Annotated in this window: 17 protein-coding genes, 1 tRNA gene and 1 pseudogene; 8 read left to right on the top strand and 11 right to left on the bottom strand. The window is 57.2% G+C overall.

Annotated elements, in window-relative coordinates; all coding sequences use genetic code 11:
* The 5 genes and pseudogenes from JN12_RS07075 to JN12_RS07055 form a co-directional block, all read right to left on the bottom strand.
* A pseudogene (locus tag JN12_RS07075) lies at positions 1-240 on the bottom strand (IS110 family transposase); the annotation flags it as partial.
* A 412-nt stretch (positions 241-652) separates the two neighbouring features.
* A complete protein-coding gene (locus tag JN12_RS07070) occupies positions 653-928 on the bottom strand; it encodes a helix-turn-helix domain-containing protein (protein WP_145020276.1) in 276 nt (91 codons plus the stop codon).
* Between the two features lie 2 nt (positions 929-930).
* Positions 931-1,269 carry a type II toxin-antitoxin system RelE/ParE family toxin gene (locus tag JN12_RS07065; RefSeq protein ID WP_211360512.1) on the bottom strand — a complete coding sequence of 113 codons (339 nt, stop codon included), beginning with the start codon at positions 1,267-1,269 and terminating at the stop codon, positions 931-933.
* 210 nt (positions 1,270-1,479) lie between these two features.
* Complete coding sequence (locus JN12_RS07060; RefSeq protein WP_145020273.1) at positions 1,480-2,436, bottom strand: phage integrase; 957 nt, start codon at positions 2,434-2,436, stop codon at positions 1,480-1,482.
* Positions 2,437-2,516: 80 nt separating this feature from the next.
* Positions 2,517-2,603 (bottom strand) — tRNA-Leu (locus tag JN12_RS07055).
* Between the two features lie 213 nt (positions 2,604-2,816).
* Between JN12_RS07055 and JN12_RS07050 the strand changes: the two genes are divergently transcribed.
* Positions 2,817-4,535 (top strand): tetratricopeptide repeat protein, encoded by a 1,719-nt coding sequence (locus JN12_RS07050; RefSeq protein WP_145020270.1) that lies wholly within the window; start codon positions 2,817-2,819, stop codon positions 4,533-4,535.
* On the top strand, positions 4,532-6,154 hold the full coding sequence (locus tag JN12_RS07045; protein WP_145020266.1) for a peptide-binding protein: 1,623 nt from the start codon (positions 4,532-4,534) through the stop codon (positions 6,152-6,154). Before JN12_RS07050 ends, JN12_RS07045 begins: the two co-directional genes overlap by 4 nt.
* Before the next feature lie 359 nt (positions 6,155-6,513).
* Here JN12_RS07045 and JN12_RS07040 read toward each other — a convergent pair whose 3' ends face one another.
* The 4 genes from JN12_RS07040 to purM all read right to left on the bottom strand — a co-directional run bounded on the left by JN12_RS07040 (position 6,514) and on the right by purM (position 10,829).
* Positions 6,514-7,374, bottom strand: a complete 861-nt coding sequence (locus tag JN12_RS07040; RefSeq protein WP_145020263.1) for a cytochrome C — start codon at positions 7,372-7,374, stop codon at positions 6,514-6,516.
* A gap of 203 nt (positions 7,375-7,577) precedes the next feature.
* Entirely contained in the window at positions 7,578-8,963 is a 1,386-nt protein-coding gene (gene thrC, locus JN12_RS07035) for a threonine synthase (RefSeq protein WP_145020261.1), read from the bottom strand.
* Between the two features lie 25 nt (positions 8,964-8,988).
* Positions 8,989-9,672 carry a phosphoribosylglycinamide formyltransferase gene (gene purN / locus JN12_RS07030; RefSeq protein ID WP_145020258.1) on the bottom strand — a complete coding sequence of 228 codons (684 nt, stop codon included), beginning with the start codon at positions 9,670-9,672 and terminating at the stop codon, positions 8,989-8,991.
* A 110-nt stretch (positions 9,673-9,782) separates the two neighbouring features.
* Positions 9,783-10,829 carry a phosphoribosylformylglycinamidine cyclo-ligase gene (purM, locus tag JN12_RS07025; RefSeq protein WP_170241866.1) on the bottom strand — a complete coding sequence of 349 codons (1,047 nt, stop codon included), beginning with the start codon at positions 10,827-10,829 and terminating at the stop codon, positions 9,783-9,785.
* A 135-nt stretch (positions 10,830-10,964) separates the two neighbouring features.
* Between purM and rimI the strand changes: the two genes are divergently transcribed.
* The 6 genes from rimI (at position 10,965) to JN12_RS06995 (ending at position 14,352) form a co-directional block, all read left to right on the top strand.
* Positions 10,965-11,447: a ribosomal protein S18-alanine N-acetyltransferase gene (gene rimI, locus JN12_RS07020; RefSeq protein ID WP_145020254.1), complete on the top strand. Its 483-nt coding sequence runs from the start codon at positions 10,965-10,967 to the stop codon at positions 11,445-11,447.
* A complete protein-coding gene (locus JN12_RS07015; protein WP_145020251.1) occupies positions 11,437-12,258 on the top strand; it encodes a dihydroorotate dehydrogenase electron transfer subunit in 822 nt (273 codons plus the stop codon). Before rimI ends, JN12_RS07015 begins: the two co-directional genes overlap by 11 nt.
* Entirely contained in the window at positions 12,258-13,178 is a 921-nt protein-coding gene (locus JN12_RS07010; protein ID WP_145020248.1) for a dihydroorotate dehydrogenase, read from the top strand. The genes JN12_RS07015 and JN12_RS07010 overlap by 1 nt, the downstream gene beginning before the upstream one ends.
* Before the next feature lie 82 nt (positions 13,179-13,260).
* On the top strand, positions 13,261-13,554 hold the full coding sequence (locus JN12_RS07005; RefSeq protein ID WP_145020245.1) for a hypothetical protein: 294 nt from the start codon (positions 13,261-13,263) through the stop codon (positions 13,552-13,554).
* 166 nt (positions 13,555-13,720) lie between these two features.
* Complete coding sequence (locus tag JN12_RS07000) at positions 13,721-13,951, top strand: AbrB/MazE/SpoVT family DNA-binding domain-containing protein (protein ID WP_145020242.1); 231 nt, start codon at positions 13,721-13,723, stop codon at positions 13,949-13,951.
* Positions 13,948-14,352, top strand: a complete 405-nt coding sequence (locus JN12_RS06995; protein ID WP_145020239.1) for a type II toxin-antitoxin system VapC family toxin — start codon at positions 13,948-13,950, stop codon at positions 14,350-14,352. The genes JN12_RS07000 and JN12_RS06995 overlap by 4 nt, the downstream gene beginning before the upstream one ends.
* A gap of 17 nt (positions 14,353-14,369) precedes the next feature.
* Here the strand turns inward: JN12_RS06995 and ldhH are convergent, their stop codons facing one another.
* On the bottom strand, positions 14,370-16,505 hold the full coding sequence (gene ldhH / locus JN12_RS06990; protein WP_145020236.1) for an L-lactate dehydrogenase (quinone) large subunit LdhH: 2,136 nt from the start codon (positions 16,503-16,505) through the stop codon (positions 14,370-14,372).
* Complete coding sequence (locus JN12_RS06985) at positions 16,502-17,056, bottom strand: LutC/YkgG family protein (protein WP_145020233.1); 555 nt, start codon at positions 17,054-17,056, stop codon at positions 16,502-16,504. Before JN12_RS06985 ends, ldhH begins: the two co-directional genes overlap by 4 nt.
* Positions 17,057-17,289: the final 233 nt, after the last annotated feature.

Here is a 17,289-nt window from a genome sequence, read left to right as displayed (position 1 = left end):
GTCGAATCCTTTACTTGTCAGAGAGCGGTAAATGTCGTACCCGCAGGGGCCTGATTCATAGGCAAAGCGAAGTTCAGCGCCCGTGCTTTGCAACTTGCGAACAACCTTGTGCAGCGAATCCAGGTCGCCACCGATCGTGCCGTAGAACCGGACATCACCGTCACGGCCGACATCAGCCAGTGCGACATCGATGGAGTCTTTGTGAACATCAAGCCCGACAAATATGGTATTCTTCTTCATGACCTGCCTCCTTGGTTGTGGCTCTGTGTGGTGAATTCCCATTCCCAACATAACCCACGTTTGCAAGGGGCAGGTCGCTTACTTTCTACTGACAGACATTATGTCTAGGGGGAAGTTTTGTTGTCCGTTTGGGTATGACTGCACTAAATCTGCACTAAATCTGATTTTGGGGGGAGGGTGAAAATGAAAAAGGCTTCCGGGAAAAACCCGCGAAGCCTTTATTCATCAATGGTGCCGAAGACTGGAAACTTGGTAGTTCTAATCATATCGGTAAGTTAAAAGAAGATATGGCGCTACTGTGTAGCAAATTGTGTGTCAATTTATAGCAGGTCCCAGAAGCCTTGTCAATGTGAGTCATGATATCGACCCGAACGGGCTGAGTGGAAAACATCTATCCGCCGCCATGTCAATTTCACGCAACGGAGATCGTCAGCTTCTTCCCAAGGGCATTGGCAAACTTCTCAAGAGTCGAAAGCTTCATGTCCTCAGCATGGTTCTCGATTCTTGAAATAGCAGTCTTTTTCGTATGGATTTTCGAAGCCAGTTCTTCCTGGGTAAGACCAGCATCTTCACGAGCCTGACGAAGCATTACTCCGAGTTTGAAATCCTCAAAACCTTTGTCGTAGTTCTCAGCAAACTCAGAATCGCGTTTTTTTCTACCTTCGATATAGACTCTTAAATCGCTCATACTCATTTCCTCCGCGACAAATACTCTTGTTTGTACGTTTCCGCACGGTCAATTTCGCCAGGTGGCGTTTTCTGTGTTTTCTTTACCAGGCCGTGAGTAAGTACGGCGACCGAATTGCCTGCAAAGAAACAGAAAATACGGTAAATGTTCGATCCCAGAGAAACCCGAACCTCCCAGATTCCATCGGTGTTGACAAGTTTCTTGAAATACGTGGATGGCAAGGTTTCCAACTCTTCAAGTAACGACAGCGTCCAAGTCACTTTTTGAGCAGCCTTGCCTGATAAACTGTCGATGAACTCCTGCACCGGGCAGTAGCCGTCAGCAGTCTTGTAGAATTTCACGTCCCGTATCATGCTTTGATGTTAACATCTAGGTTAACATTGGTCAAGAGAAAGGTTCCTTCCAATAACTCTCATGCTTGTAAGCTATTACCGACAATTCATCATTTTCTTGACAGGTCAGGCATCCGATTGCATAACACATACAGGAGCACAAATTGATGAGGACAGCCGTGAAATCGATCGCTTGGACTACTGACATCCATTTGAATTTCATCGACAGGCAAAAGATTGATCGATTCTGCGACAGCATTCGCATATACGACGGGCACTCTCGCTCTTGATCCGCTTGCCAGCGTCACCGCCAGCAGCAGTAATAATGATCGCTGGTATGCCTTGTTCCTCAACCACATCGGCAATAGCCAATTGAGCCAGCTCGTTGACCCGTGCCCCGGTATACATTCCCAAAAGAGGCAGCCAGTAACGCTCGTGGTGATTGCTTTCGTAGAATGCCTTCTTGTCGTTCTGAAGGGCAAGGAAGATCCGCGTGATCTCTTCGGGTGTATAGGCACGGCGAATCTCGTCTTCTCTGCGGGAATCCTTCAGCCCCAAACCTTCAGCGGGATTGCCGGTCAACCACTTCAGCCTACTGGCGTATCTCAGGACGGTTGACAGCATCTGCAGGTACTTGTTGACCGTCTTGGCGTGTCTGCCCTCTGCGGACAGTTTGTCTCGGTAGGCAACCAGGGCAGGGCGGTCGATGTCGTGCAGATAGGGGTCGGAAAGGCCGCTTATAATACGGTCGTAGATGCCGCTGAACTCTTTGGCTGTCTTGCTGGTCCAACCGTGCTGGTGCTCCTTACAATATGCCTCTATCGCCTCAGACAAACGTTTGCCCCGACGTCTGGAAGGAATGATGACAATCTGAGCAGGCTGTTGATCTGCTGATGGGGGAGTCTGGGGTTGCGGCTGGCCATGTATGATGGCCTGTAGTCTGGCGAGTGCTGTATCGGAAGAAATGGCCTCCATGCGGCAGGCATGGAAAAGTTGTTCAATCTGGGTATCGAGACGATTTTTTAGACGGACGGCGTCCAGAGGGCGCTTGGTATGGAGAGACTTGGTAACTTCTTTCCTGCCAAACAGGTGAAACAGGTCAGCCGGAATACGCCGCCGATAGTGGTATGTATCATTCCTGATATGCATATTTGTAGGTAAAAAAATGGCGCTCACTGTCTGCTCGCTGTGTAGCATTTAGTGTAGCGCCATATCTTCACTTACTAAGTCATTGACTTTTCAGCATTTTTTCTACTTGGTGCCGAAGACTGGACTCGAACCAGCACACCCTTGCGAGCACAAGAACCTGAATCTTGCGTGTCTACCAATTCCACCACTTCGGCATGAGTGAAAAAAACTTTTATCATGATCCCTTTCCGCTTTCAAGAAAAATTTTGTCGAAATGGTCAAAAAGTTTCTTCAACAAGGAATTGCCCCGTGAGGATTGTAACGATTTTGAATAGTTAATATATTCCTGATAACGTTTGACGCACCCTGCTATTTGTGTTAGCTTTTCCCTTTACCGCCAGTCATTTAGCTGTGCCCGAGACCAATTCATGAACCGCCACCATACGTTTGTCGTCGCCTCCTCGCTTTTCCTTGCCTCATGTGCTTCCACACAGGTGATCACTCCCAATATGGCAGGGGAGGTGATGGTTGAACATCCCTTCAATATTGGGGAGTCCCGCTCCAAGTACCTTTTCTCCCTGGCGCACATACACAGCAACGACGGAGATTATGACGGTGCGCAGGTGCTGCTGAGCGGCGCATTGGAAGCCGACCCGAATGCCGCGTATCTGCATCTGGCTATGGCACAGCTGTTGCTGAAGATGAACCGTTTCGCCGATGCCGTCGAGGCGTGTGATCGCGCCGTGCAGCTCGACCCGAAACTCGCTGAAGCCCAGATTCTCCTGGGGAACATTCTGGTGGGGCTCAAGCGGGACCGTGAGGCCGTAGACCATTACCGTGCCGCGCTCGAGGTGGACAATACCAAGGAGGATGTGTATCTCCACCTGGCCATTACCTACATAAAACTCTTTGAATACGAGGAAGCCGTAAATACCCTGAAGTCGCTGCTCAAGGTGGCCCCGGATTCTGCGGTTGGCTATTACTATCTGGGCAAGACCTATGATCAGATGAAGCTGCCCAAAGAGGGGATCGCCTATTACCGGAAGGCCCTGGAACTGAAACCGGATTTTGAACAGGTGCTCGTCGACCTGGGGATATCCCAAGAGACCCAGGGTCTCATTAACGATGCCATAACCACGTACGAATCGCTCCTTGATCTCAATCCCGGCAATTTTGCGGTAAGCAACCACCTGGTACAGTTGATGATCCATCAGCGGCGGCTGGATGATGCCCTCAAGATCCTGCAGGATTTGTCAGCACGGGGGATCGGCGGCCTGGAGACCAAGCGCAAGATCGGGCTGATCCACCTGGAGTTGGAGCGTTACGACGATGCCATCAAGGAGTTCAGGGAGATCCTTGCTCAGGAGCCGGCAGCGCAACAGATCCGCTTTTATCTTGCCTCAGCGTACGAGGAAAAGCCGGAACTGGACCTGGCCATCGAGGAGTTCAGCAAGATTCCGCCGACTGCCTTTAATTATGTCGATGCCCTGGGTCATCTTGCCTATCTGTACAAGGACAAAGGGACTCCCGAGCGGGGAATCGACCTCCTCAAGCAGGCGATACAGGCAAATCCGAACCAGTTGGAACTCCATCTTCACCTGGCCGGAGTTTATGAGTCGATGGAGCGGTACCCCGATGCCCTGACTGTTCTGACCGGCGTGGAAAAACAGTTTGCCAACGACACCAAGGTGCTCTTCCGGATGGGGATACTGCTGGACAAGATGGGGGACAAAGAGGCTTCCATCAACCGGATGAAACAGGTTATCACCCTTACGCCGAACGATCCCCAGGCACTTAATTATCTCGGCTATACCTATGCGGAACTGGGCATAAACCTGGAAGAGGCGCTTGCCTACCTCAAAAAGGCCGTGAGCCTCAGTCCTGATGACGGTTTTATCCTCGACAGCCTGGGATGGGTCTATTTCAAGCTCAAGCGTTACGACGATGCCGTCAATCATCTTGAACGGGCCTTGGAACTGACCGACAGCGATCCGACCATCAAGGGGCATCTGGCCGATGCCTATTTCGCCCGCCATGAATACCGCAAGGCTGCCGCTCTCTATCGGGAAGTGCTAAAGATCGAACCTGGCCGGAAGGATATCCAGGAAAAACTGCGCAGGATAAAAGTGGAGAGCGGCGGACAATGAGGGGGCTTCTCCGCTGCTCCCTGGTTCTCACACTTTTCGTTATTGCAGCCTGCTCTTCCGACCAGGGAGAAATTACCATACCTGCACGCCCGCCAGGGAAGCCGGCGTATGGTGACTCGTTTATCGAGGGGACCATTGGCGAACCTTCCACCCTCATTCCCATCCTTGCCTCCGATTCCTCTTCCCGTGCAGTCGCGGCCCAGGTATACAACGGCCTGGTCAAGTACGACAAGGACCTGAAGCTGGTCGGTGACCTGGCCGCGTCGTGGGACGTCTCAGCCGATGGACTGACCATCACCTTTCATCTGCGTCGCGGGGTGAAATGGCACGATGGCCAGGAGTTCACCGCCCGGGATGTCCTCTACACCCATCGGGTCACGGTCGATCCCAAGACACCGACCGCCTATGCCGAGGATTTCAAGCAGGTCAAGGCAATCACTGCCCCTGATCCCTATACGGTTCGCGTCACGTATGACAAGCCGTTTGCCCCGGCACTTGCATCCTGGGGGATGGAGGTCCTGCCGGCCCATCTGCTGGATGGCAAGGACATCACCAAGAGCGAGCTGGCCAGGCATCCGATCGGTACCGGGCCGTATCGCTTCAAGGAGTGGTTGGCTGGGCAGCGGGTCGTGCTTGAGGCGTTTGACGGCTACTTCGAGGGGCGGCCGTACATCGACCGATACGTGTTTCGGGTCATCCCGGACACCGCCACCATGTATATGGAGCTTAAGGCCGGCGGCGTGGATATGATGGGGCTCACGCCGGTCCAGTACCAGCGTCAGACCACTGGGCGCGACTTTCTGTCCCGTTTTTCCAAATACCGCTACCCGGCCTCGTCCTACGTCTACCTGGGCTACAATCTGCGCAACCCGCTCTTTGCGGACAAACGGGTCCGGCAGGCGATCTCCGCAGCCATCAGCAAGGACGAGATCATTCATGGTGCCCTTCTCGGCATGGGGCAGGTTGCCCATGGTCCGTTCAAGCCGGGCACCTGGCCGTACAATCCGGGTGTCAAGGATATCGGCTACGATCCTGCACATGCACTGGCGCTCCTGGGCGAGGCGGGCTGGCGCAGGGGGGGCGACGGCATCCTGACCAGGGATGGCAGGCCGTTCCAGTTCACCATCCTGACCAATCAGGGGAACGACCTGCGCCTTAAGACCGCCCAGATCATCCAGTACCGCTTGAAGAAGATCGGCATCGACGTCAAGATCAGGGTGGTCGAGTGGGCTTCGTTCCTGAAAAACTTCATCGACAAGGGGGATTTCGAAGCGATCGTCATGGGGTGGACCATACCGCCCGACCCGGATTTGTTCGATGTCTGGCATTCCAGTAAGACCGGTCCCAAAGAGCTCAACTTCGTCGGGTTCAAGAATCAGGAAGTGGACCGGCTGATCGTGGAGGGACGCGGCACGTTCGATCAGGAGCAGCGGCGGCGCTGTTATTTCCGCATTCAGGAGATCCTGGCTGACGAGCAGCCCTACACCTTCCTCTACGTCCCCGATGCGCTGCCGGTCGTCCAGGCCCGCTTCCGGGGGATCGAACCGGCGCCGGCCGGCATCTCCTACAACTTCATCCGCTGGTATGTGCCAAAAGAGGAGCAACTTACCGACCGCTGACCTATCTGGCCCTCATCCGCCCGTCAACCTTCCGCCCGCAATCCATTCCTCCCTCTTCACGGGTAACAACTCGCGTCTCTACGTTCCCCATGACCTTCCCTTTGGGTGAGGAAGTGGTGTCTGTCCTGCCGAACTGTTCCGAGAAAGATCACTGTTCCATTACGCCGCGTCAGCAACAACCAAAAAGAAGGTGCTTGTGCATCCCCTTGGTCAAATTCAGGTTTAGAGACGGTCTAATAACCGCTCCGGATTGGGAACGGCAAACCGTGCCGCTACCAGTGACATGTATATCTATCGGCAAAAAAACGGGGAAGACCGTGAGGCCTTCCCCGTTGTGATTCAACACATCCTTTCAGACGTTACTTCTTCTTCGGATGCTTCTTCTCTTCCTTCTTCGGCTCGGCAACAGGTTTGGCGGCAGGCTTACCCGGCACCGTCCAGTTGTTCAGGTCGTGGGCGATGCCGTGGCACTCACCGCAACGCGGGAACTTGGCCAGAATTCCGGCCGGGTGCGGTATTCCGTGGCAGTCCTGGCACTTGGGCACCGTCTTGTGCTTGGTCTGGTGGCAGGTCACGCACAGGAGCGCGCGGTGCTTGGCCTTGCTTGCGACCAGCAGGTCATAGGCCTTCTTGTGGCAGGCGGCGCAGAACTTGGAGTTCGTGTCGTTGCCGTATACCACATTCTTCGGCTGGTGGGCCTTGTGGCACTTCTTGCAGTCAGCCTGAACGATGTCGGCGGAGTGCGACTTGTGGCACTGGGTGCAGTTCGGGATCTTGCCATGGACGTCGTGGCAGTAGGAACAGGTCAGGGCCGAGTGCTTGCTCCTGAATTCCTTCAGCTGGGCGATCTGCTGGGAGTGACAGGTGAGGCACGGATCGGTTATGTCGCGGCCGAAGCTGATCACCTTCGGCATGTGCGGGTTCTTGTGGCAGCCGAGACACTTGTCCAGCTTGTAGTGGGGCTTGCCCTCGTGGCACTTGCTGCACTGGGGGATGGGATGCTTCACCGTGGGGGGGTGTCCCTCATGGCAGTCCTGGCAGCCAACGGCGGTCTTGTGCTTGCCACCCTTGGCCTCAATGTCTGCTGGCGGCTTGGCGTGGCACATCACGCAGTCGGTGTTGGCCAGCTTTCTGGCAGGCTCGGCGGCCATTGCCAGGGCTGGCAGGAGAAGGGCCAGACAGGCGAGAATCAAGGTTCTTAAAGTGTTTCCTGCGTTCATTGTTCCTCCCTTACAAAAAGAAATTTGCATGCGGCGCCGCTCAGCGGCTTTCCGATGAACAAAGTTATGGCGTTTACAGAATAGTGAACTGCTTGTAGCACATCCGCTTATGGTGCGTCAATGAAAGATATATCATGTGTTAATCACTGCGGGTTGTTGCTGCCGTCAAAGCATGAAAATCTGGTACCAGGCCGTCCAAAGCGTCAGCGGGCATGTGCTTCCACGTACTCGCGGATCAGGGTCAGGTCTGCCGGCATGACCCTGATCCGGGCCGGCAGCTTGTCGAGCCCGGCAAGGGCCGGGGGGAGCGCAGGTTCGTGGCCGGTGGCCCGGGCAACGGCGTCGCCGAACTTGGCCGGATGGGCCGTGGCCAGACAGATGGCCGGGACTCCTTCCAGTTCGCTGGCCAAGGCCGCATGCACGCCCACTGCCGTGTGGGGGTCGAGGAGATAACCGGTTTCACGGTAAAACGCGGCAATGGTCTCCAGGGTCTCCTGTTGGTCGACCGATCGGGACAGAAAGTCGCTGCGGACCTGGCGCATCTCTTCGTCACTGAAGGTCAGACGGCCGGTGTCGGCGAAGCTGGCAAGGGCGCTCCGGACGCGGTCGGGATCTTCGTTGAACAGATAGAAGAGGTATCGTTCGAAGTTGGAGGCGATCTGGATGTCCATGGACGGGGAGACGGTAGACACCACCGTGCCGATTGAATAGTCGCCGTTGTTGACCATCCGGGTGAGGATGTTGTTTTCATTGGTGGCCAGGAGCAGTCTTTTGATCGGTAGTCCCATCCGCTTGGCCAGGTAGCCGGCGAAAATGTCGCCGAAGTTTCCGGTGGGGACCGAGAAGATTACCTCGCTGCCGTTGTCACCGGCCACCTTGAACCAGGAGTAGAAGTAGTAGACCACCTGGGCCAGCACCCGTGCCCAGTTGATGGAGTTTACCGCTCCCAGGGCGTGGCGCTCCTTGAAAGGGATATCGTTGAACAGCGTCTTGACGATGTTCTGGCAGTCGTCGAAGGTCCCCTCGGCCGCAATGTTGAAGACGTTGGCATCGGTGACCGTGGTCATCTGCAACGCCTGTATCGGCGAGGTCTTCAGGTGCGGATGGAGGATGAAAATGTTGATATTCTCCTTGCCCCGCACGCCGTAAATGGCGGCGCTTCCCGTGTCTCCCGAGGTGGCGCCGACGATGTTCATCCTCTCGTTCCGCTCCCTGAGCAGATATTCGAACAGGTTGCCGAGCAGTTGCAGCGCAACATCCTTGAAGGCCAGCGTCGGCCCATGGAAGAGTTCCAGAAGGTGTACGCCATTGACCTTGACCACCGGCGTTACCTCGGGATGGTCAAAGCTGGCGTAGGACCGGACGATGATCTGCTTCAGGTCCTGTGGAGGGATATCCGTGGCAAAAAGGGAGATGACCCGGAAAGCCAGGTCCGGGTAGGAGAGGGTGCGCCACTGGGCAAGGGTTTCCCGGTCAACAGTGGGAATGGTGGCCGGCAGGAGCAGCCCCCCATCGGTGGCAAGGCCCATCATGACCGCGTCCTTGAAACCGATCGGTGCGATCTTCCCTCTGGTGCTGATGTAGTGCATATGAACCTCTTTGTGTTTCAACGCGTTAGAAGCGCATGTGCCAGGGACACGAGGATGCGTCGGAGCTGCAATCGGTCCCCGTTTGCGGATTGTCTACAATCACCCGGCGGCCCTCAACCCGCAACCGTCCTTCGGTAAACAGGCGCACGGCCTCGGGGTAAATCCGGTGCTCCTCGATCTGAATCCGGTGGGAAAGGCTTTCCATGCTGTCTCCTTCGAGAACCGGCACCGTTGCCTGGACGATGATCGGTCCGGTGTCGGTACCGGCATCGACGAAGTGGACAGTACAGCCGGCGACCTTGACCCCATACTCCAGCGCCTGCTGTTGGGCATGGAGTCCGGGAAAGGCGGGGAGCAGGGCCGGGTGGATGTTCATGACCGCATTGGGGAAGGCATTCAGGAGGACCGGTGTGACGATGCGCATGAAACCGGCCAGTACCACCAGGTCAACACCATGCTCATGGAGTATGTTTACCAGGGCAGCGTCGTATTCATTGCGGCCGGAGAATGAGCGGTGATCGAGGTGGATGGCAGGAATGCCATGCTTTTTCGCCCGCTCCAGGGCAAAGGCATCGGCCCGGTTACTGATGACGCAGGCGATGTGGGCCGGGAGTTTGCCTGATTCATGGGCGTCGATAAGCGCCTGCAGATTCGTGCCGCTGCCGGAGACTAGGACGCCTATGTTCACTGTTCGTTGGTCGCTGTTCATGTTTTTGAGGAACGTCTGCTTGGCAGGATGCAACGCAAAAAAGACAGAGACAGGGACGGAACCTGGATCAGGGACAGGAAACGTCCCTTACCGGTCCCGTGTCCCGAATCCTATACCAGCTCGACGCACTCCTTTCCGTGCTCGCACTTGGCAATCTCGCCAATGACGAAAGCCTGCTCGTGCAGCCCGGAGAGGCGGATCATTATCTCATCGATATCACGGTTGGGCACGGCCAGTACCATGCCGATGCCGCAGTTGAAGGTGCGGAACATTTCCTCGTCATCGATGTTGCCCCCGTCCTGAAGGGCGCGGAAGATGGCGGGCATCTCCCAGCTGGTCCGGTTGATCAGCGCCTTGCAACCGTTGGGAAGGATGCGCGGGATGTTTTCCAAGAGCCCCCCTCCGGTGATATGGGCAATGCCGTTGACGGAAAAATCGCGCAGCAGATTAAGGACGCTCTTGGCATAGATGCGAGTCGGGGTGAGGAGTTCGTCGGCAACGCTTTTCTCGACGCCGGGGATGATCCCGTCGATCGGGAGCGCCATCCGCTCCATGAGCACCTTGCGGGCCAGCGAGTAGCCATTGGAGTGGAGGCCGGATGAGGCAAGACCGATCAGGGTGTTGCCAACGGTGATGCTTGATCCGTCGATGATGTTGTCACGCTCCACCACCCCCACGGCAAAACCGGCAATGTCGTATTCGCCGGCGGCGTAGAAGCCGGGCATCTCGGCGGTTTCGCCGCCGATCAGGGCACAGCCGGCCTGGATGCAGCCTGCCGAGATCCCCTTGACGATGTCGGCGGCCTTGGCCGGCTCAAGGTGGCCGGTGGCCAGATAATCGAGGAAGAAGAGCGGTTCGGCTCCCTGGACCACGATGTCGTTCACGCACATGGCCACCAGATCGATTCCCACCGTGTCGTGGCGGTCGGTCAGGAAGGCGAGCTTCAGCTTGGTGCCCACCCCGTCGGTTCCCGATACCAGGACCGGGTGCTTGTATTTGCTGGTGTTGAGCGAAAAGAGTCCACCAAAGCCACCGATCTCGGTCATCACTTCCGGGCGGAAGGTGGCCTTGACCAGCGGTTTGATCATGGAAACGAACGAATTGCCTGCAGCAATATCGACTCCGGCATCCTTATACGTCATGCGTTTACTTCCCACGTTACCTCTCCTTTTGTCCTGAAGGACGGAGAAATATACGGCATCCTTTGGGAAATGTCAAACCATACTGTGGCGCCCAACTGCATGAAAAAAGGTGTTTACAAGGTTTTTCCGTTTCCCTAATATGCGGCGGCAATGGGAACCTCCCTGGATGAAATAGCGATCTGCCCGATGGTCGAATCGGATATGGACGAGGTTCTCGCCATCGAAAACTCCTCCTATCCCAGACCCTGGTTGAGGGAGCATTTCCAGGCCGAACTGATTTCACCGCATGCCTTTCCGCTCACCGCCTTCTTCGCCGATGGCCGGGTCGCAGGGTACATCTGTCCCGTGCTGGTCCTGGACGAGGGCCACATCATGAACGTGGCGGTCCATCCCGCGTTCAGGGGGCTCGGGGTTGGAAAACTGCTCGTGGAGCGGGTCATCGCCGATTGCCGTGATGCCGGGGCAGCATTTGTCTCGCTGGAGGTACGGGTTTCCAACGAGGCGGCCATCGGCCTCTACCGGCGGCTCGGCTTTGTCGGGACCGGCACCCGGCGCCGGTACTATGAAAACGGCGAGGATGCCCTGTTGATGGAATATATTTTTGCGCAGCACGGAGATAACCATGCAGTTTAAGGCACAGGTGATAAGCAATGTCGAGGTTTCGCCCGGTTACTACCGGATGCGGATGACTGCCCCGCCGGCAGTCCTGGACGCCCGGCCGGGCCAGTTCGTCATGGTACGGGTGAACGGGGCGATTGATCCGCTTCTCAGGAGGCCGTTTGGCATCTACGATCTGGGCTCTTTTGCCACCCCGTATACCGACTGTGGCAGGCAGACCTTTCTGGAGATCCTCTACCGGGTGGTGGGGAAGGGGACCGCTATGCTGGCCGACCTGCACCAGGGGGACCATCTGGAGATCCTGGCACCGCTGGGCAACGGGTTCGATCTCGGGCCGGCCGGAGAGGACAAGGTGCTGGTCGGGGGCGGGGTCGGTCTGGCGCCGCTCTACTTCCTGGCCCGCGAACTGGTGAAGACGGCAAAAGTCCGTCTCTTCGCCGGCGGCCGGACCAAGGAGGACGTCCTCTGCATTACCGAATTCGAGCGGCTGGGGGTGGAGACCTACGTGGCCACCGATGACGGAACCCTGGGCGACCGGGGACTGGTGACCGAGGTCCTGACCCGGTATCTTGCCGGTGGCAGCGGTGCGAAGCAGCTCTTCGCCTGCGGGCCGATGCCGATGCTCCAGGCCGTTGCCCGGATCGCCGCGGCGCAGCAGATTCCCTGCCAGATGTCGCTGGAGGCCTACATGGCCTGCGGCATGGGGGCCTGTCTCGGGTGCGTGGTGCCGGGGAAGGGCCATTCCGCCGAAACCCCGGACTACCGCTGTGTCTGCAAGGACGGGCCGGTGTTCGACTATCAAGAACTGCAGTGGGAGGTCCGGTAATGGCGACGAAACCGAACATGTCGGTGGATATAGCGGGAATCACGTTGCGCAATCCGGTCATGACCGCGTCCGGTACCTTCGGCTATGGCCGGGAGTTCGCCGATTACCTGGACCTGGAGCGGATCGGCGCCATGATCACCAAGGGGCTCTCCCTGAAGCCCAAGGCCGGCAACCCGACCCCGCGGATCGTGGAGACGCCGGGCGGCATGCTGAACGCCATCGGGCTGCAGAACGTGGGGATCGACGCCTTTATCGAGGAGAAACTGCCGTTCCTCAGGAGTGTGGACACCCCGGTGATCGTCAACCTTTACGGCAACTCCCTGGAGGAGTACGGCGAACTGGCCGAGCGGATCGACGCCATTCCCGAGGTGGCCGGCATCGAGGTGAACATCTCCTGTCCCAACGTGAAGCAGGGGGGGATCGTCTTCGGCACCGATCCTGCCGCCGCTTATGAGGTGGTCAAGCTGGTGCGGGATTCGACCATCAAGCCGCTCATCGTCAAGCTCTCCCCCAACGTCACCGACATCGTCGCCATGGCGAGGGCCTGCGTGGATGCCGGGGCCGAGGCCCTCTCCCTGATCAACACCCTGACCGGCATGGCCATCGACCTGGCCAAGCGGCGGCCGATCCTGGCCAACGTCACTGGCGGGCTCTCCGGGCCGGCCATCAAGCCGGTGGCCCTGCGGATGGTCTGGCAGGTGTCAAGGGCAGTGGATGTGCCGCTCATCGGCATTGGCGGCATCATGAACGCCACCGACGCCCTGGAGTTTATGCTGGCCGGCGCCAGCGCCGTCCAGGTCGGCACCGCCAACTTCCTCAATCCCTCCGCAGCCCAGGAGATCGCCGAGGGGATGGAGTCGTGGCTGGTGGAGAATGGCATAGCTGATGTTCGGGAGCTGATCGGTGCTTTGCGCGTCTGATCCGCGATCTGCCGGTTGCTGAAAACAGACGGGCCTCCGTTTCCAAGAAAGTCATATTTACTCCGGAGATATGGATATACTAATGGAACTAAAAGACAGATCGACAAAAGCCCAAGAGAAACATGCTGACCAACTCATGACGATCTCTACTGGTATTTTTTCGGCCACCTTCCTTGGAGTCTTGGTCGTTCCGTTAAGCGCATTCATAGCCTCACTTCTTGGAACGAGCCAAACCATGCTCCGTGTTTCTGGAATATTTACGCGTATCACGTGGATAGATGTTTTCAAATTTGCCATTCTGTACTTTGTCCCGCTTGGGGTCGCTGGATACGCTCGTAAACGAGCATTAGGTATTTACGACCGGATTTCCAAATAGAATAAGGGGGCAGGCAACAATTGAGACGCAAAGGGAACAATAAGCAGCCTGTCCCCTTATTGGCTTCTTCCCCGTCCTGGCAAAGTATCCGCGGTATCTATTACCCTGCTTGACAAATTATCTCCAAATGTAATACTTGTACAAGTATTACATTTGGAGGGTACCTATGAAACTGACCAGCAAGGGACAAGTGACGATTCCTAGGGATGTACGGCACAAGCTGGGGCTCTTTCCGCATTCCGAAGTCGAGTTCGTGATTGAGGGAAATAGTGTCGTGCTGCGCAAGGCCGACAGTAAAGAATCGCGCGGCAAGCGACTGGTGGAGGCATTGCGGGGCAAGGCAACGGTCCGCATGAGCACTGATGAAATCATGGCGCTGACCCGAGGGGATGAATGAGCGGTATTCTGGTGGACAGTAATGTCCTCCTGGACGTGCTGGAAGACGACCCGACGTGGGGAGAGTGGTCCGCCGCCCGCCTGGCTGAGGAGGCGGAACGGCTGCCACTCATCATCAACCCGGTGATTTACGCCGAGGTTTCCATTGGTTTCGCCCGCATCGAGGAGTTGGAGGAGATCCTCTCGATGGTTTTGTTCGTACGGCAGCAGATCCCGTGGGAAGCGGCCTTTCTGGCGGGGAAGTGTTTTGTCCGATACCGTCGCCAGGGGGGGATCCGGAACTCGCCCCTGCCGGATTTTTTCATCGGCGCCCACGCAGCCGTCGCTGGCCTGACGTTGCTGACCCGTGATGTCGCCCGTTATCGCACCTATTTTCCAACGGTGCGGTTGATTGCGCCTTGATGTAACATCCTTCCCGCTTACCCCTCCAACCGCTCCGCCAGCAACTCCACAGTATGCCGCACATCGATTGAGGCACCGTCCTGATCCATACCGCCTCTGATCTGCATGACGCACCCCGGGCAGTCCATCGCCACGACCGGTGCGCCGCTGTTCTTTATGTTCCGGAGCTTGCGCTGCAGAATCGGCGCCGATATCTCCGGCAGCTTGAGGGAGTACGAACCGCCCATGCCGCAGCACATATCGCATTCGAACATCTCGGCCAGCTCGTACCCGGCCTTCTGCAGCAGCTCCCGCGGCTGTTCGGCCACGTGCAGAGTCCTCTTCAGGTGGCAGGAATCGTGATAGGTTATGGTGCCCAGTTTCTGTCCGTCTTTCAGCGACAGACGCCCTGCGTCCACCAACTGCTTGACCAGGGTGGAGAAATCGACGGTTTTGGCGGCCAGCTCCTTTGCCTTGGGCATCCATTCGGTCTGACCGAGGCTCTCGAAGGTACTGATGAATTCGTGCGCCAACGCCACGGCGCAGGTCGGGCAGGCCGAGATGACATACTTCACTTCCACGTTCAGGAGGGACTTGATGTTGTCGATGGCATTCGTTTCAGCGACCTCATAGGCCCCGATGTAACGTGCCGGGGCGCCGCAGCAGGTCTGCTCCTCCGGGAACAGTACCTCAATGCCGGCCTTGTTGAGGATCTTGACCAGCGCCTCGCCCATCTCAGGATAGGCGAAGTCGATCAGGCAGCCGGCATAAAAGGCGGCTTTTTCCGTGCATTTCGGCTGCTTGATCCCCTTGAAACGATCACGGAAAGGTTCTGCGGCAATGGCAGGCAGACTGCGACCCTCGGTCAGCTCCGACAGGAACAGCGGCAGGTGGCGCAGGAACTTGCCCGATGCGAAGGGCTTGCCGGCGATCGAGGCGGCACGCAAAAGCGAGTGAAAGAGCCTGCGGTTGTTCACCACGCTGTAGATGGCCTTCTGGATCAGCGGGACTCCCTGCTCCTTAACCAGGCGGCGCCTGATTTCCATGATCATTTCGGGGATATCCAGTTTGCCGGGACAGACATCCTTGCAGTTGCCGCACTGGATACAGAGCCCCTGGATATCCTCCGACTTTTTCAATTCATCGAACCAGGCCGTGAGAATGGTACCGATGCCGCCGGTATAGACGCTGCCAAAGACGTGGCCGCCCACCAGGCGGAAGATCGGGCAGACATTCAGGCACGAGCCGCAGCGGATGCACTGCAACGCCTGCTTGAACTTGGGGTCATTGGCCATTTCGGTCCGGCGGTTGTCCATCAGGATGATGTGCAGCTCCTTCATGGTGCCGTCACTGTTCAGGGTCGGGCCGGTGATGATCGAGACGTAGCTGGTCAACAGCTGGGCCGTTGCGCTTCGGGGAAGGGCGGTCAGGATCGGGGCCACATCCTCGAACTTCTCGACGAACTTTTCGATGCCGACCAGGGCGATATGGATCTTCGGCAGGGTGGTGACCAGCCGGGCGTTTCCCTCGTTGGTGACGAGCACGATGCTGCCGGTCTCGGCCACGGCCAGATTGCCCCCGGTAATGCCCATGTCTGCTGCCAGGAATTTGGAACGGAGCTCGTTGCGGGCCACCTCCACCAGTCGCGGTATGTCGGTGGTCAGGCGCTCGTTGACTTCCTTGCTGAAGAGGTCGGCGACCTCCTCCTTGGTCATGTGGATGGCGGGCATCACCATGTGGGACGGTCGCTGCCCGGCCAGCTGGATGATCCATTCGCCCAGATCGGTCTCGCCGACCGTGATGCCATTCTGTTCCAGGTAGTCGTTGAGATGGATCTCCTCGGTGGCCATGGACTTGGACTTGACCACGGTCTTGACACCGTTGTCCCGGGCGACCTTGAGGATGTACGCCTTGACCTGCTCCGGATCGTCGCTCCTAAAGACCTTGGCGCCCAACGCCTCGGCATTGCGGGTGAAGGTGGCCGCCATCAGATCCAGGTGTGAGGCGGCATAGGCCTTCCGCTCGGCAATGGTGCCCCTGAGCGCTTCGAAGTCGATCCCCTCGTAGGCCTTGGCGCGGTTGACCTTGTAGGCCTCGGAAAATTTCCCCAATGCCCCGGTGAGCGTTGCATCGTTGACGGCCCGCTCGATGGATTCCCTGAACTCTCTCTTCATATGTTTACCCCTCCCATCCCATCGACAAAGACGATCACGAGCCTTTTCGGGCCATGCACGCCAATGGTGAGTACCCGCTCGATGTCGGCCGTCCTGCTCGGGCCGGTGATAAAGGCGATGTACCTGCTGGTTGCGGGGTTAATCCTGGTAAAGAGTGCGGCCTTGTCCGGCAGGATTCTGTCCGTGCCGATCAGGGCGATATGGATAGCCGGCAGCGTGGATACCAGCCGCTGGCTGACATCGGTCTGGTCCGACACCAATGAGCCGGTATCCGTCACGGCAAACCCCGCCTCGCTGATGCCGATCCGTGCATCGGCCGCTGTTTCACGACTGACATCGAACCGCAGGCCGGGAAGCTTCCCCCTGAGTTGCTCCCGGTCAATACCGTTCAGAAACGGGCCGTCGGCCCACACCGCACAGGACTGAGGCGCATCCTGGATGCCTTCGTTCCGGATGAATAGGAGAACAAAGTCGAGCGCCTCATCCCTGGTCTTGAAGCGATGGACTTCAGCCCCAACCGTCTCGGCCCGTGCCCTGAATTGTTCATACATATGTTCCCGCCTCCTTGTTCTTTGCCGTGATCCGTTGATCACCGCTCTGCAGCCGAGCGGCAAACAACAAACATTGTGACCGGTTCAACTCCATTGTACCCATGTTTTTGCCAATAGCGGAAAGCCGTTTGGTTGTTAGTCGATTGTCTTGACGGCCTATCGGGGCTGACCGGACTCGCATTTCGCTGATAATTTACTTGTAAAACCACATTACAACTTAGGCTAAAGTATTT

The organism is Geobacter argillaceus (assembly GCF_007830735.1).
GTDB classification, from domain to species: domain Bacteria; phylum Desulfobacterota; class Desulfuromonadia; order Geobacterales; family DSM-12255; genus Geomobilibacter; species Geomobilibacter argillaceus.
Note: the sequence above shows the minus strand (reverse complement) of the source record. Positions and strands in the feature narration are given on the sequence as shown.

Bases quoted from the DNA above. Each gene is read 5' to 3' on its own strand.
- JN12_RS07070 (WP_145020276.1), bottom strand. From the start codon at position 928: ATGAGCGATTTAAGAGTCTATATCGAAGGTAGAAAAAAACGCGATTCT.
- JN12_RS07050 (WP_145020270.1), top strand. From the start codon at position 2,817: ATGAACCGCCACCATACGTTTGTCGTCGCCTCCTCGCTTTTCCTTGCC.
- JN12_RS07045 (WP_145020266.1), top strand. From the start codon at position 4,532: ATGAGGGGGCTTCTCCGCTGCTCCCTGGTTCTCACACTTTTCGTTATT.
- JN12_RS07040 (WP_145020263.1), bottom strand. From the start codon at position 7,374: ATGAACGCAGGAAACACTTTAAGAACCTTGATTCTCGCCTGTCTGGCC.
- thrC (WP_145020261.1), bottom strand. From the start codon at position 8,963: ATGCACTACATCAGCACCAGAGGGAAGATCGCACCGATCGGTTTCAAG.
- purN (WP_145020258.1), bottom strand. From the start codon at position 9,672: ATGAACAGCGACCAACGAACAGTGAACATAGGCGTCCTAGTCTCCGGC.
- rimI (WP_145020254.1), top strand. From the start codon at position 10,965: ATGGGAACCTCCCTGGATGAAATAGCGATCTGCCCGATGGTCGAATCG.
- JN12_RS07015 (WP_145020251.1), top strand. From the start codon at position 11,437: ATGCAGTTTAAGGCACAGGTGATAAGCAATGTCGAGGTTTCGCCCGGT.
- JN12_RS07010 (WP_145020248.1), top strand. From the start codon at position 12,258: ATGGCGACGAAACCGAACATGTCGGTGGATATAGCGGGAATCACGTTG.
- JN12_RS07005 (WP_145020245.1), top strand. From the start codon at position 13,261: ATGGAACTAAAAGACAGATCGACAAAAGCCCAAGAGAAACATGCTGAC.
- JN12_RS07000 (WP_145020242.1), top strand. From the start codon at position 13,721: ATGAAACTGACCAGCAAGGGACAAGTGACGATTCCTAGGGATGTACGG.
- JN12_RS06995 (WP_145020239.1), top strand. From the start codon at position 13,948: ATGAGCGGTATTCTGGTGGACAGTAATGTCCTCCTGGACGTGCTGGAA.
- ldhH (WP_145020236.1), bottom strand. From the start codon at position 16,505: ATGAAGAGAGAGTTCAGGGAATCCATCGAGCGGGCCGTCAACGATGCA.
- JN12_RS06985 (WP_145020233.1), bottom strand. From the start codon at position 17,056: ATGTATGAACAATTCAGGGCACGGGCCGAGACGGTTGGGGCTGAAGTC.